The 14531-nt window shown below is 64.4% G+C and carries 14 protein-coding genes; 8 read left to right on the plus strand and 6 right to left on the minus strand.

The window, feature by feature from the left end; all coding sequences use genetic code 11:
* The first annotated feature begins 74 nt into the window (after positions 1–74).
* Together LG409_RS15045 and LG409_RS15050 are read left to right on the plus strand one after the other, a co-directional pair.
* Positions 75–1319 (plus strand): TraB/GumN family protein, encoded by a 1245-nt coding sequence (locus LG409_RS15045; protein WP_227407026.1) that lies wholly within the window; start codon positions 75–77, stop codon positions 1317–1319.
* The gene (locus LG409_RS15050; RefSeq protein WP_227407027.1) at positions 1316–2227 is read left to right on the plus strand and encodes a DMT family transporter; all 912 of its coding nucleotides are present in this window, start codon (positions 1316–1318) and stop codon (positions 2225–2227) included. Before LG409_RS15045 ends, LG409_RS15050 begins: the two co-directional genes overlap by 4 nt.
* On the opposite strand, the gene LG409_RS15055 is transcribed toward LG409_RS15050, so the two are convergent.
* Entirely contained in the window at positions 2228–3004 is a 777-nt protein-coding gene (locus LG409_RS15055) for a tRNA-uridine aminocarboxypropyltransferase (RefSeq protein ID WP_227407028.1), read from the minus strand.
* A gap of 168 nt (positions 3005–3172) precedes the next feature.
* On the opposite strand from LG409_RS15055, the gene bioB reads away from it, so the two are divergent.
* From bioB to bioA, 6 genes are read left to right on the plus strand one after another with little or no spacing between them, the layout of a single operon-like run.
* Positions 3173–4261, plus strand: a complete 1089-nt coding sequence (gene bioB / locus LG409_RS15060) for a biotin synthase BioB (RefSeq protein ID WP_227407029.1) — start codon at positions 3173–3175, stop codon at positions 4259–4261.
* Positions 4248–5393: an 8-amino-7-oxononanoate synthase gene (bioF, locus tag LG409_RS15065; RefSeq protein WP_227407030.1), complete on the plus strand. Its 1146-nt coding sequence runs from the start codon at positions 4248–4250 to the stop codon at positions 5391–5393. Before bioB ends, bioF begins: the two co-directional genes overlap by 14 nt.
* On the plus strand, positions 5390–6100 hold the full coding sequence (locus LG409_RS15070; RefSeq protein ID WP_227407031.1) for an alpha/beta fold hydrolase: 711 nt from the start codon (positions 5390–5392) through the stop codon (positions 6098–6100). The genes bioF and LG409_RS15070 overlap by 4 nt, the downstream gene beginning before the upstream one ends.
* Entirely contained in the window at positions 6097–6882 is a 786-nt protein-coding gene (locus tag LG409_RS15075; protein ID WP_039180388.1) for a methyltransferase domain-containing protein, read from the plus strand. Before LG409_RS15070 ends, LG409_RS15075 begins: the two co-directional genes overlap by 4 nt.
* Positions 6879–7601 (plus strand): dethiobiotin synthase, encoded by a 723-nt coding sequence (gene bioD, locus LG409_RS15080; RefSeq protein WP_227407032.1) that lies wholly within the window; start codon positions 6879–6881, stop codon positions 7599–7601. The genes LG409_RS15075 and bioD overlap by 4 nt, the downstream gene beginning before the upstream one ends.
* Positions 7598–8875, plus strand: a complete 1278-nt coding sequence (gene bioA / locus LG409_RS15085; protein ID WP_227407033.1) for an adenosylmethionine--8-amino-7-oxononanoate transaminase — start codon at positions 7598–7600, stop codon at positions 8873–8875. The genes bioD and bioA overlap by 4 nt, the downstream gene beginning before the upstream one ends.
* 41 nt (positions 8876–8916) lie before the next feature.
* Here the strand turns inward: bioA and LG409_RS15090 are convergent, their stop codons facing one another.
* The 5 genes from LG409_RS15090 to eutC all read right to left on the minus strand — a co-directional run bounded on the left by LG409_RS15090 (position 8917) and on the right by eutC (position 14531).
* Positions 8917–9630, minus strand: a complete 714-nt coding sequence (locus tag LG409_RS15090) for an SIR2 family NAD-dependent protein deacylase (RefSeq protein ID WP_039180396.1) — start codon at positions 9628–9630, stop codon at positions 8917–8919.
* A gap of 2 nt (positions 9631–9632) precedes the next feature.
* A complete protein-coding gene (aceK, locus tag LG409_RS15095; RefSeq protein ID WP_227407034.1) occupies positions 9633–11399 on the minus strand; it encodes a bifunctional isocitrate dehydrogenase kinase/phosphatase in 1767 nt (588 codons plus the stop codon).
* A 97-nt stretch (positions 11400–11496) separates the two neighbouring features.
* Positions 11497–12009, minus strand: a complete 513-nt coding sequence (locus LG409_RS15100; protein WP_227407035.1) for a CIA30 family protein — start codon at positions 12007–12009, stop codon at positions 11497–11499.
* 96 nt (positions 12010–12105) lie between these two features.
* Complete coding sequence (gene eat, locus LG409_RS15105) at positions 12106–13539, minus strand: ethanolamine permease (protein ID WP_039180404.1); 1434 nt, start codon at positions 13537–13539, stop codon at positions 12106–12108.
* 152 nt (positions 13540–13691) lie between these two features.
* A complete protein-coding gene (eutC, locus tag LG409_RS15110) occupies positions 13692–14531 on the minus strand; it encodes an ethanolamine ammonia-lyase subunit EutC (RefSeq protein ID WP_039180406.1) in 840 nt (279 codons plus the stop codon).

Here is a 14531-nt window from a genome sequence, read left to right on the forward strand (position 1 = left end):
TACACCACTGAGCCCCGGTATTGACGGCTTGTGTACGTTTTCACCTTTTTATACTTATACATCGAGACTGTTGAATGACCCACGATGACACTACGCGGCCACCGACGCCGCCCCTGCCCTCCACTAGCGGCCCGCTGAAAACCGTGACCGTGGGCGACACCTGCTACACCCTGCTGGGCACGGCCCATGTCTCGGCCGAAAGCGCCGACGACGTGCGCCAATTGATTGCTACCGGCCATTTCGATGCGGTGGCCATCGAGCTGTGTGACGCCCGCCATCACAGCATGGACAACCCCGATGCCATGGGCGAGCAGGACCTGTTTCAAGTGTTCAAGCAGGGCAAGGCCGGCATGGTCGCCGCCAGCCTGGCGCTGGGTGCCTTCCAGCAGCGTATCGCTGAGCAGTCAGGCATCCAGCCGGGCGCCGAAATGCGCGCGGCGGTGGATGAGTGCCGTGCTCGCCAACTGCCGCTGCTGCTGGTGGACCGCGATGTGGGCATCACGCTCAAGCGCATCTACAGCAACGTGCCTTGGTGGCAGCGCTTCTCGCTGTTTTCCGGGCTGATTGGCAGCGTGCTCTCCCGCCAGGATGTCTCCAAGGAGGAGATCGAAAAGCTCAAGGAGGGCGATATGCTGGAAGCCACCTTCAGCGAATTCGCAGCGGAATCAGAAACGCTCTACACCCCGCTGATCCGCGAACGCGACCGCTACATGGCGCTACGCCTGGCCGAAGAGGCACCTCCCGGGCGCTACTCGAACGTGCTGGTCGTGCTCGGCGCAGGCCACCTGAAAGGCACCGGCGAGCACCTGGAAACACCGCTACCGGAAAACCCGACCCAGGAGCGGGAATCGCTGGAAGCTACTCCGCCGCCCTCCAAGCTATGGAAAGCCATGCCCTGGCTGATCACCGCGCTGGTCCTCACAGGCTTCGTGGTGGGCTTTTCGCGTAATACCGAGCTGGGCTGGCAGCTGGTGATGGAGTGGTTCTTGATCAATGGCCTGCTATCCGGGGGGGCGACCCTGATTGCCCTGGCGCATCCGCTCACCGTGATCGCGACCTTCTTTGCTGCGCCGCTGACGTCGCTCAACCCCACCATTGGCGCCGGTTTCGTGGCCGCCGGGGTCGAGCTTTACATGCGCAAACCCAAGGTGCGCGATTTCTCCACCCTGCGCCATGACGTGACGCAACTGAAAGGCTGGTGGAAAAACCGCGTGTCACGCACGCTGCTGGTGTTCATTCTCGCCACGATAGGTTCGGCCATTGGCACCTGGGTGGCAGGCTTCAGAATTGCCGGGGCGCTGTTTGGCGGCGCCGCGTGAGCCATAGCACCATCCGGCAAGCCCCCTGGCAGGCCGATGCCCTGCTGCTGCTGGTGACCACTCTGGCAGCAGGCGGGTGGATATTTTCCAAGGAAGCGCTGGCAGGCATGCCTCCGCTGCTGTTCATCGGCACCCGCTTTCTGCTCGCGGGGGGCATTCTACTGGGCTTCGCCTGGCCGACACTGCGCCATTTGCCTGCCCGGCGTATTCGGCGCGGCCTGCTGGTAGGCGTACTGTTCAGTGCGGCCATCGCTTTCTGGGTGCTGGGATTGCATCACTCCCAGCATCTGGGAGAAAGCGCCTTCATCAACAGCCTGGGCATTCTGCTGGTGCCGGTGGTGGCCCGCCTGCTGTTTGGCGACCGTCCCGCCACCAGCACCTGGGTAGCCCTGCCCGTCGCGCTGACAGGCTTTGCGCTGTTATCGCTGAATGCCGGTTTTCGGGTGGAGGCCAGCCAGCTGCTGATGCTTTGCGCGGCCTTGTGCTTCGCGCTGCTGATCAACGTCAATACGCGGGTGGTGCGCAATGTGCCTGCCCTGTCGTTGACGACGCTGCAGCTGCTTTCCGTGGGCATCGTGTTGACCGCTGTTTCATGGGTCGTGGAAGAGCAGACGCTCTCCCTCGATGCCCCGATTCTGGGCTGGTTTCTGGCCAGCGTGCTGCTGGCCAGCTCACTGCGGTTCTTTCTTCAGATCAAGGCGCAGGGCATGACCACGCCAAGCCATGCAGCGGTCATTCTGATGCTGGAGGCCGTCTGGACGGCGCTGCTGGCCGCCTGGTGGTTCAACGAAACCATGTCGGCGCTTCAGCTCACCGGCTGCGCGCTGATTTTCGCGGCCCTGCTGATCAACCGCTGGTACTGGGTGCGCAAGGTGCTGTTGCGCTGGCTCCCCGGCGCCAGGCCTTGATCAGCGCGGCGCATCCCCCGCCTTTCGGGCCAACAGCCGAGTCATGGCCGCCGTTGGCTCCTCGATCTTGCGGTAGTAGCGGCTCTCGGCGTAGCTGTCGTTGAACACGTCGAAGTAGTCGTCCAGCACGCTGGCGGCATTTTCATCACCGCTCTGACGCAGCAGTTCGATGGCCACCTCGGCGGTGCACAGGTGGGCTTTCGAGGCGGGCTTGCGCAGCCGGTAGCGGGTTTCGCGCTCGGTGCGCAGCGGCAATACCGGCAGCGTGTCCAGGTAAGGGCTCTTGCGGAACATACGCCGGGCCTGTCGCCAGGTGCCGTCCAGAATGATGAAGACTGGAATACGCGACTGCTGCTTGACCGACTGGACGGCCTCCAGCCCCACCACCCGCTCCGCGTAATCCGGCTGGTCATCAGGAAAAATCACGAACGGCGCATAGCGCGGGTCTTGCAGCAGCGCGGCCAGCGTCTCGTCCGGCGCCGTGCGATACCAGGTAAATACCCGAGTGTTGGTCAGCACGTCACCAATCAGACGGCCGGTATTGGTCGGTTTGAAGTGCTCGATGGAGTGGGTCAGCAGCCACACCTGGGCGTCACTCTCTGCCTTGACCTGATAAGGGCACAGGCAGTTCAGCTCGGGCAGATTGCACCCTTCGCAGCGCTTGACGAAGCTGCCGCGCGCTTTGAATTCGCGCCGCGGCGGTCGCGGGTGCCCCGTGGCCGGGTCGCGGTCGGTCAAGGCGTCATGTTCAGGGGGCAGCGAGGTCGCGTCAGGCATCTGCGCTCCAGTGGTGATCAAAGGGCGCAGAGTATAAAGCAGGCCGTGCATCGTGACGAATGTTCCCTTCCCCCGCCCTCCAGTAAACCAACCAATCATTAAAAGTTGACACCCTTGACATCTCACCGCTAGAGTCCTGTCAACTTTCAAATTAAAAAAGGTTTACCCGTGACCACTCACACGACGGCTTCTCACGCGGCTGATGCCGCTCCGCGCCAAGATTGGACCCTCGAGGAAATCGACGCGCTGTTTGCGTTGCCCTTCAACGACCTGCTGTTTCAGGCCCAGCAGGTGCATCGGGCACACTTCGATGCCAACGCAGTGCAGGTGTCTACCCTGCTGTCGATCAAGACCGGGGCCTGCCCGGAAGACTGCAAGTACTGCCCCCAGTCGGGTCACTACAACACTCAGTTGGAAAAAGAGAAACTGCTGGAAATAGAGAAAGTGGTGGCCCAGGCCAAGGCCGCCAAAGAGGCGGGCGCCAGCCGCTTCTGCATGGGAGCGGCCTGGCGCAGCCCCCGGGACAAGGATCTGCTGGCGGTGGAAGAGATGGTGCGCCAGGTGAAAGCGCTGGGGCTCGAAACCTGCATGACGCTGGGCATGGTCGATGGTGAACAGGCCACCCGGCTGGCCGCTGCGGGGCTGGACTACTACAACCACAACCTCGACACCTCCCCCGACTACTACGGCGAGATCATCACCACGCGCACCTACAGCGACCGCCTTGAAACTCTGGCCACCGTGCGCGACGCCGGTATGAAAGTGTGTTCTGGCGGTATTCTCGGCATGGGCGAAGGCGCCCAGGATCGCAGCGCGCTGCTGCAACAGCTGGCCAGGCTCTCCCCGCATCCTGAGTCGGTGCCGATCAACATGCTGGTAAAGGTGCCGGGCACCCCGCTGGAAAACGCGGAGGACCTGGACCCGCTGACGTTCATCCGCGCCATTGCCGTGGCGCGCATCATGATGCCCCAGAGCCATGTGCGCCTCTCGGCAGGCCGCGAGCAGATGAGCGAATCCACCCAGGCGCTTGCCTTTCTGGCCGGTGCCAACTCGATCTTCTACGGCGACAAGCTGTTGACCACCGGCAACCCCCAGGCAGAGCGCGACCGCGCGCTGTTTGCCAAGCTGGGCCTGCACCCCGAGCGCCGCGACACCTGCGAAGACGACACGCAGCATAGCGAGCGGCTGGCCCAGCAGGCTCAGCGCAATGCCCAGGCCGAACGCGCTGCGGCACTGGCGGTGGATGCCAGTGTCTGAGGCGTGGCAGCAGCGCTTGGCAACCGCCCGCGACCAGCGGGAGCGCCGGCAGCGCTGGCGCTCCCGCCGAGTCGCCTCCCACGATGCGCTGGACTTTGCCGGCAACGACTACCTGGGCCTCGCCCAGGACCCACGGGTGCAAGCCGCCCAGGCAGAAGGCGCCAAACGCTTTGGTGCCGGGGCCAGGGCGTCGCATCTGGTCAGCGGCCACCTGGGCATTCACGACGCCTTGGAAGCTGCGCTGGCCGAGTGGACCGGGCGCGAGCGGGCGCTGCTGTTCTCCACCGGCTATATGGCGAACCTGGGCGTGCTGCAAGCGCTGGCGGATTCCCACACCGCGATTTTTCAGGACCGCCTCAATCACGCCTCGCTACTCGACGGGGCCGCGCTGAGCGGCGCCCGTTCCCGACGCTACCACCACCGCGATGGCCAGGATCTGGCGCGTCTACTGGCGCGCAGCCGGGCCACCCATCAGCTGGTGGTGAGCGACGGCGTGTTCAGCATGGACGGTGATATCGCCGACATCGAACAGCTCGCCCACCTCAGCCAGCAACACGGCGCCTGGCTGATGATCGACGATGCCCACGGGCTTGGCGTCCTCGGCGAAAACGGCGCAGGCTGCGTGGCAGGCTTCGATAGCCAGCAGGTGCCAATCCTGGTCGGCACCCTGGGCAAAGCGCTGGGCACCGCGGGCGCTTTCGTGGCGGGGGATGCGGCACTGATCGAGCACTTGATTCAGTTTGCCCGCAGCTATGTGTACACCACCGCCCAACCGCCCGGCATTGCCGCCGCCACCCTGGAAGCGCTCACCATCGTCCAGCGGGAACCGGAGCACCGCCAGCGGCTTGCGCGCCACATCGACTACTTCCGCCAGCAGGCCACGGCCCTGGGGCTTCCTTTGGGCCACTCCCAAACGCCGATTCAGCCGCTGCTGCTGGGCAGCGAGCAGCGCACCATGGCCTGGGCCGCCCGTTGCGATAAACACAACGTTCAGGTAGGCGCGATACGCCCGCCCACGGTGGCCAACGGCGAGGCGCGATTGCGTATCACGCTCAGTGCCCGCCATACCCAGAGCGATATCGACCGACTGCTGGACGTGGCCGCGACCTGCCTGCACGAGGAGCCGCGATGAAGCTCATACTGCTGTCGGGCTGGGGCATCGATAGCCGTATCTGGCAGCCCCTGAAAGCGCACTGGCCCAACACCGTCGAGCCGATTACCGTCGAGTGGCCCGGGTACGGTGTTTCGCCAGCGCTCCCCGCCTCTGCTCGCCTTGCCGCACTGGCCGAGCGCATGGCCAGCCAACTCCCCAGCGATGCCGTTTGGGTAGGCTGGTCGCTGGGGGGATTGCTGGCCACGGCACTGTTGGATCATTTGTCACCCCCTCACGCCCTGCTCTTGTTGGGTATTGGCCAGCGTTTTTACGACGACGCGAAAGACGGCGGCGTGACCAGTGGCGAGCTTGCCAGCTTTCAGCGCGCCTTTCGCCGCGACGCCATGGCCACATGGCGCCACTTTCTACGCTGGCAGTGCCAGGGCGAACCCAACGCTCGCGAGGCCCACCGCCAACTCCGTGGGTTGCTGGGCGACGCGCCCTGCGCGGACTCTGCCACCCTGGCCCAAGGCCTGACATGGCTGGCCACGCTGGACAACCGCGCGCACTTCGCGGCACCGCCCTGTCCTATCCACCTGCTCGCAGGCGCCCAGGACCCGCTGCTGCCAAACCGCACTCGCCAACAGGCCTCGCGGCTGGAAGACACCGGGCACTGCCCGATGCTCTCACGCCCGGCCCAGCTCGCCGCTCGGCTGGCCGAGCAGGCGACACAGGTGCCGCGATGAACTCACCATTGCTCTCTACCCCCGTCCCCCACTGGCAGACCCGCGTTGCCCGGGCCTTCTCCCGAGCGGCGCCGCGCTATGACGCGCTCGCCAGCGCCCAGCGCGATATCGGCGAAGCGCTCTGGCAAACGCTGCCGAAGAGCGCCCAGCAGGTGCTCGACCTGGGCTGCGGCACCGGCTACTGGACCCAGAGGCTGGCCACCCGTTACCCGAAGGCCGCCATCACCGGGCTCGACCTGGCCCCGGGCATGCTCGCCTACGCCCAGGCAACCTATGGCGAGGCTATCCGCTGGCAGTTGGGGGACGCCGCGGCGCTGCCGCAAAACGACGCCAGCATTGAGCTGGTGTTCTCCAATCTGGCGATTCAGTGGTGCCCGAGCATCGAGGATGTCATGCAGGAGTTGGCGCGGGTGCTTGCCCCTGGCGGGCAGGCGCGCATCACCACCCTGCTGCCCGGCACGCTTCATGAGGTGGCCACCGCCTGGCAGCGGCCCGAGGCCCTGCTGCAAACGCCGGACGCCAGCACCGTGCAACGGGCAATTGCACGAAGCGGCTTGCGGCTTTCCCACCACGTGTGCGAGCAGCGGCGCTTTTTCTACCCCGACCTGAATGCCGTCATGGCCTCCATCAAGGGCGTGGGCGCTCAGGTGGCAAGACCCAACGCGCAGCTCACCCGCCAGGCACTGACCGATGCCCGGTTGCGCTATGAAACACTACGCACGCTGCGGGGACTGCCGGTGAGCTACCACTGCCTGACGCTATGTCTGGAAAGCGCGAAATGAACAACACCTATTTCATCACCGGTACCGACACCGATGCGGGCAAGACCCTGGCCGCCAGCGCACTGCTGTGTGCTGCCCGTCAGCGCCAGTACACCACGCTGGGGTTGAAACCGATTGCCTCCGGCAGCGAGGCCGCGCCCAGCGGCTTGCGCAATCGTGACGCCCTGGCGTTACAAGCACAAAGCTTCCCGCCGGTGGATTACTCGACGGTCAATCCGTGGGCCTTTGCCCCCGCCATTGCGCCCCATTTGGCGGCTCTGGAAGCGGGCATGGTGCTGCGCGTGGCAAGCGTGACTCAAGCGCTGCGCGCTATCCTGAGCCAAACGCCACGCGACCTGACGCTGATCGAAGGCGCCGGCGGCTGGCGAGTGCCGCTCAATGAGGAGGAGGATTTTTCCGACCTGCCTCGCGCGCTGGGCCTGCCGGTGATTCTGGTCGTCGGGCTGAAACTCGGCTGTCTCAACCATGCGCGGCTCACCGCCGAGGCCATCGCCGCCGATGGCGTGACGCTGGCGGGCTGGGTGGGCAGCGTGGTGGACCCGGCCTTTGCCAGCGATAGCGCACGCTTTGCGGCCAATGTGGCGCTGCTCGAACGCGCGCTGCCTATCCCCTGTTTAGGGCTCATTCCCTATTTGGTACAGGCAGATGCCCACATCGCGCAGCGCTTTATCTTCCTGGATACGCTGCTCTCCCTCTCCGCTCAGGAGGCTACGCCATGAACTCTCCCGTGTGGCACCCCTACGCCCACCTCAAGACCCAGACACCGGCCCCCAAGGTGGTGGGCGGTAGCGGCAGCCACTTTACACTGGAAAGCGGTGAACGCCTGCTGGATGCCACCTGCTCCTGGTGGTGCATGATTCACGGCTACGGCCACCCGCGCCTGGTGGCCGCCATCCGCGAACAGGCCAGCGAGCTGTGCCATGTGATGCTGGGGGGCCTGACCCACGGCCCCGCCGACCAGCTGGCACGGGCGCTGGTGCGCATTACCCCGCCGGGGCTAAACCACGTGTTCTTCTCCGACAGCGGTTCGGTGGGCATGGAGGTGGCCATGAAGATGGCGCTGCAGTATCAGGTGCTCACCGGCCAGCCCGGCAAGCGCAAGATGCTCTCGCTGATGAAGGCGTACCATGGCGACACCACCGGCTGCATGGCGGTATGCGACCCCGAAGAGGGCATGCACGGCCTGTTCGCCAGCCTGCTGCCTCAGCACCACTTCGCCCCGGCCCCCACGGCACCGTTCGATGCCACGCCAGCCCAGGTAGAGCATGACCTCGCTGCGCTCCGAGAGGTGCTGTCGCGCCACCACCAGGAGATCGCCGCACTGCTGATGGAGCCGCTGCTGCAAGCGGCAGGCGGGCTGAACATGACCTCGCCGCACTACCTGCGCGGCGCCCGGGCGCTGTGCGACGAGTTTGGCGTGCTGCTGATTTTCGACGAAGTGGCCACCGGCTTTGGCCGCACCGGCAGGCTGTTTGCCGCCGACCACGCGGGCGTCACGCCGGATATCATGGTGCTCTCCAAGGGGCTGACCGGCGGGTATCTGGGCCATGCGGCCACGCTGGCTACCGACCGAGTGCACGACGCGTTCATTGGCGACAGTCAGCAGCACGCCTTCATGCACGGCCCCACCTTCATGGGCAACCCACTGGCCTGCCGCGTGGCGCTGGAGAGCCTGCGGGTGTTCGAAGAGGAGTATTACCTGGAGAAAATCGCCGCGCTCAGCCAAGTACTACAGCGCGAGCTGCTGGAAGACACGGCGCTGCGCGCGCACCCGGCAGTGGCAGATGTCCGGGTGCTGGGCGCGACAGCGGTGATCGAGACCCATGGCAGCGAGGCGCTGGCGGGCGTGGCCGCGTTTGCCAGAGCACGGGGCGTGTGGCTGCGCCCCATTGGCCGCTGGCTCTACACCATGCCCGCCTATATTGCGACGGACGTCGAGCTCATCCAGATTACCGGAGCCATGAAAGCGTGGTTTCTGGAAGCGCGCCGGTAATCTGCCATCCATCGGTTCGCTCACCCCGCCCCGTCGTTGACTCAAGGCAAGAGCAAGTTCCCCTGCTTGCACCACTGGTGAACCAGCGCTGGCACGCCTTCCCCCGCCGTGGTGTTGATCGCCAGCACGCCAGGCGGGCTGAGCGCATCGGCATCGGGGTCTATCAGTGCACAGGGGGTGTCGTAGTCGATGTAGGTCAACAGCGACGCGGCGGGCATCACCGCCAGCGAGGTGCCCACCACCAGCAGGAAATCGGCCTGGCTGACCAGCTCGCAGGCCTCTTCGAAAAGCGGCACGGCTTCACCGAACCACACCACGTCCGGGCGCAGCTGGCTGCCTTTGTCGCACACCTCCCCCAGGCGGATTCCTCCTTTGGGCAGCGGGTAGCGCAGCCGGGCATCGACGGATGAGCGTGCCTTGAGAATCTCGCCGTGCAGGTGCAGCACGTGGCGCGAACCGGCACGCTCGTGCAGGTCGTCGATATTCTGCGTCACCACGCTGACTCGGAAGCCTTCCTGCTCCAGCGCGGCCAGCGCCTTGTGGGCGGCATTGGGTTTTGCCCGGCGGATCTGCTCACGGCGCTGGTCGTAGAAGGCCAGCACCCGTTCGGGGTTGCGCCGCCAGCCCTCGGGCGTGGCGACGTCCTCCACGGGGTGATCTTCCCAAAGGCCGTCGCTGGCCCGAAAGGTCTTGATGCCGCTTTCGGCGCTAATACCCGATCCGGTCAATACCACCAGGTGAGGGGGTTGAGTCATGACTAATGTACCAGTTGGCCGATGGTTCCGGAGAACCGTTGCTTGTTGCGGTAAGGGTAGACATCGATCACCCGCCCATTGCGAATGGCCTGCTGCAACCCTAGCCAGTAGTCCGGGTCGAACAGCTCCGGGTGCTGCTCCATGAACAGCGCGCGAAGTTCGGGGTTGGCAAACATGAACGGGCCGAACTCCTCGGGGAAGATATCGTGAGGGCCGATGGAGAGGCTAGCGCCGCCATCCATGTAGCTATCGCCCTGCTGGGCTTTGGGCATGTGGCGAAAACGACACTCCGTAAGGTAGCTCACTTCGTCGTAGTCGTAAAAAATCACCCGTCCGTGACGGGTAACGCCAAAATTCTTCAGCAACATATCGCCCGGAAAGATATTGGCGGCTGCCATCTGTTTGATGGCATTGCCGTAATCCTTCAGCACCATCACTCGCTCATCGGCGCTGCACTGCTCCAGATAGAGGTTCAACGGCGTCATCATCCGCTCGGTGTAGCAGTGCTTGATGATCACCTTGTCGCCTTTCAGCGATACCGTGGAGGGGGCAACTTCCAGCAAATGGGCCAGACACTCCGGCGCGAAGTGATCCTGGCGCACGATGAAGTTGGAAAACTCCTGGGTATCGGCCATGCGTCCTACCCGGTCGTGACGCTTCACCAGCCGATATTTTTCTCGCACGATGGCTGGCGTGACCTCCTTGGCGGGGTCGAACTTGTCCTTGATGATCTTGAACACGGTGCGAAAGCTGGGCAGCACGAACACTGCCATCACCATGCCCCGCACCCCCGGGGCGATGATGAAGCGCTCTTCGCGCTTGGCCACCTGCTGGTTAAGGGCGCGAAAAAACTCGGTTTTGCCGTGTTTGAAAAAGCCGATGGCAGCGTACAGCTCGCCTTCCGGCTTGTGGGGCATGAGCTGTTTCAGGTAGCCCACGAACTCCCCGGGAACCGGCACATCGACCTGAAAGTAAGCACGGGTGAACGAGAAGATGATCGACACTTCATCGGTTTCGGTGAGCACGGTATCCAGATGCAGGCGGGGGTCACCGCCCTGCTGCTCGCCGTACCCTTCGCCATGCAGAATCGGCAGCACCAACGGCACCTGCTCGCCGCCGCCGAGTATACGCCCCACCAGGTAGGCCCCTTTGTTGCGGTAGAAGACGCTGTTGAGCAGCTCTACCCGCGCATCTGCCGCCTGCCAGAGGCGGGCGGGCAGCTGGGCTTCCAGCAAGCCCGCCCCCAACTGGCTATCGCGTTCCAGATGGGCAAAGGGCGTCTCCAGCGGCGCCTCTTGCAGCGCCCAGGCCAGCGCTCCAGCCCAGTCGCCGTTGACCGCATGACGGCGGCACAGCTCGATGCCCGAACGGTGCGCGGCGTCCTCACGGGAGCTGTAGACGAACATCCAGTCGTTGCGAATATGACGATGCTCGAACACCGAACAGAACAGCGAGTTGAAAAAGGTCTCTGCCAGCTCGTAATCCAACCGCTGGCCGATCAGGTTGGCGTAGTGTCGGCGGGCTTCTCGCCAGGTCTCGCAGTGGGCCAGCACGTCCTGGGGAAACGTACGCTGCAGGCGCCCCAGCGTGTCCTGGACTTTTTCGCCGTAGAGATTGATCCGCGCCGCCGAAGCTTGCTGCGCCTCGCGCCACGCCGCATCGCGAAAGCGGCGGCTGGCGTCCTGAGTGATCTGCTGGAAGCGTGCACGGTACTCATCGAACCCATGCAGTACCGTCGCCGCCAGGCGGTAGGCCGGAGAGTGTTTCATCAAGCGGGCTCACGTCGATAGAAGGCTTCCCAGACTCCTCGAACGGCAAACTACATACGAGACGACCTTAGTCCTGTGAAAATGAGTCCTGTGAAAATTAGTCCTGCGAATACGTCGAGATGAAGGCAATTTCCAGCTGAAACGGTCCGGCGGTGCGGTCGGCAATCAGAAAGCCCAGCTGGTGAACGGTGCCGGGCTCGAGCGGCGGCGCGTTGGACAGCAGCGTCCCCCGGCGCACGGCGTCGAACTGCGCCCAGCTGAAATGCAGCGTTTCCCACTGCTGGGCGCTGGGCGTGAACGCCACGCGGTAGGCACTTGCATCGTCCAGCGCGTGGCTTTTGAGGCGCAGTTGATAGCGACGGCCATCGCCGCGCACCCGCAGCGTGATGCCCTTGGCCTGGGCCAGGGTTGGCTCAAACGCGCCGGGCTCACGGCGCACCGAGGCAAAGCCGCCGCCATTTTCCAGCGAGACCTCTCCATAGAAGCAGCCATGCCTCTCTTCCACACGAAAGCCGCTGTGGGACACGCCGCCCATCACGCCATCGTCCACGGCGTACCAGCGCGCCTGTTCGGCATCGCCCAGTGCTGGGTCGGTAAAGTCGAGCATCATCACGGTTTCCCTCTGTCGCTTGGCCAATGAGCCCGCCTTGGCACCAGGGCCAGAGGCGGGCTGCCGAGCTTCAGACTAGGTGATTCGCCGCGCTGATTAAAGCTTGGCGGCGGCGACGCCCGCAGCAGGGGGCTCGATCTCTTCTGGCGCCGCAGTGACCAGCGCGAACTCCTCCTCGGCCGTTTTCGCCACCAGATGATTTTTACTGTACAGGAAGTAGTGAGCCGCCCCCGCCACAAACAGCAGGAGGGTGTAGTTGAATGCGCGGGGGTCGAAGGCGTATACACCGGTCATGGCCACCAGCGACAGTACCAGGGCCACCGACGAGGTGACGATACCACCCGGCGTTCTGTAGGGGCGCGGCAGCTCAGGCTGTTTGAGGCGCAGCCAGATATGGCTGAACGCCATCAGCGCATAGGAAATGGTCGCCCCCACGACGGCCATGCCCAGCATCAGGTCACCCTCCCCGCTCAGCGAGGCCAGGAAGCCAAACACCCCCGGCACGATGAGCGCCAGGTAAGGCACTTTACGTTCGCTGGTCAGAGACAGCCGTTTAGGCAGATAGCCCGCCCGGGAGAGCGCAAACACCAGGCGGCTGTAGCCATAAATGATCGAGAAGAACGAGGCAATCAAGCCCGCCAGGCCCAGCACATTGACCAGGGTCGCCAGCGTCGGGTTGCCTGCAGCATTCAAGGCATCCACCAGCGGCACGCCGCTTTGGCCGATCATCTCGGCGCTGGTGGCTCCCGCCAGCAGCACGACCACCAGCAGTGCCGTGAACAGCAAAAACAGCATGGCACCGATGATGCCCTTGGGCATGTCGCGGGCGGGGTCTTTGGCTTCTTCGGCCGCCAACGGCACGCCTTCTACCGCCAGGAACAACCACATGCCGAAGGGCAGTGCCGCCCAGATACCGTACCAGCCAAAGGGCATGAAGGCACTCGCCCCCGCCGCCTCGGTGGGGGCAATATCGAACAGGTTGGCCGCATCGAAGTCACCGATCAGCGCCACGGCGGTGGCCAGAATCGCAAAGACCGCCAAGCCGCTGATCACCATCATCACCTTCAGCGCTTCGCCCACCCCGGCGAGGTGAATGCCGATGAACACCGCATAAAACAGCAGATACACCAGCGGGCCGTTGACACCCAACAAGGCCTCGACCGCCGCACCGATGAAGATCACGATGGCTGCAGGCGCCAGCGCGTATTCGATCAATACCGCCAGCCCCGTCAAGTAGCCTCCCGCCGGCCCCATGGCTTGGCGGGCAAAGCTGTAGCCCCCGCCTGCCGCCGGGATCGCTGCGGACATTTCGGCCAGGGAGAGCACCAGAGCCAGGTACATCACGGCCATCAGACAGGCGGCGATGGCAAAGCCCCCCCAGCCCGCTTCGGCAATACCAAAGTTCCAGCCCGCAAAATCCCCCGAAATAACGTAGGAAACCCCAAGTCCCGCCAGCAGCATCCAGCCTGCCGTACCCTTACGCAGCTGGCGCTTCGCCAGATACGTCTGATCAACCGTTGGTTGTGTCATGGTCTCGCCCTTTTTCAGTGTGGAACGCAATGGGTGTCAGCGGCGTGCTGCGTTGTTTGCGTTGTGATTGGCGATGTTCTTGTTGTGTGGAAATGGCTGTTCAGAGCGCGAGCGGAGAAGTCATCTCGCGTCTTGAGCCGTCGCCTGTTTTTTCAATCGGCCACGAGGAAATTCCGGGTCGAGTGGCTGCCCTCCAGCACGTTGTCTTCGCTGCGGTCCTTGAGCTTCACGCCAGAGAGCTTGCGCTCCCGCGCTTCGCGCAACAGCAGCAGTAGTCGCCTTGCCGCCTCTGCATAGGCCAGCCCAGCGGGGCGCACGTTGGAGATGCAGTTGCGTCGGTCATCCTTCAAGCCCACTTCGGGGGCCCAGGTCATGTAGAGCCCCAGGCTATCCGGCGAGCTGAGGCCGGGGCGCTCACCAATCATCACCAGCACGGCGTCGGCATTGAGCAGCGCGCCCACTTCATCGCCAATGGCTACGCGCCCCTGCTCGACGAGGGTCAGCGGTGCCAGCTGCCAGTCGTGGTGGTCGCGCTGCAGTGCGTCGTAAAGGGCGGCCAGAAACGGGGCGCTGTTCTGCTGCACTGCCAAAGCCGAGAGGCCATCCACCACCACCACCGCCAGGTCATAGCGCTGGCCGCTCTCCGCCGCTTGCTGCAGTGCCTGCCGGGATGGCTCGTCGAGCCGTCGGCCGTAGTCGGGGCGCTGCAGGTACATGGCACGGTGTTCAGCGCGGCTGTGTACCACCAGCGGCGCGCTGGCCAACGCCAGTTGCCGAGTGAGCTCATCGGCCAGTGCCTCGCACGCGAGCGGGCAGTGCACTGCGTCCTGGGCTTGGGCATGGGCCAGTTGAAATGCAAGCAGTTGATGGGTGGGCAGGCTCACCCCGGCACGCCCCAGCCCGATGCGCGCATCGGTAAAAGCGCGCAAGCGCTCCCAAGGGTTTTCGATGACGATGGGCGCCCTGGTGTCCTGCGAGGGTGGCTTCGGCAT

Origin of the sequence: Halomonas sp. NyZ770, assembly GCF_020616575.1 — a bacterium.
Lineage (GTDB): Bacteria > Pseudomonadota > Gammaproteobacteria > Pseudomonadales > Halomonadaceae > Vreelandella > Vreelandella hamiltonii.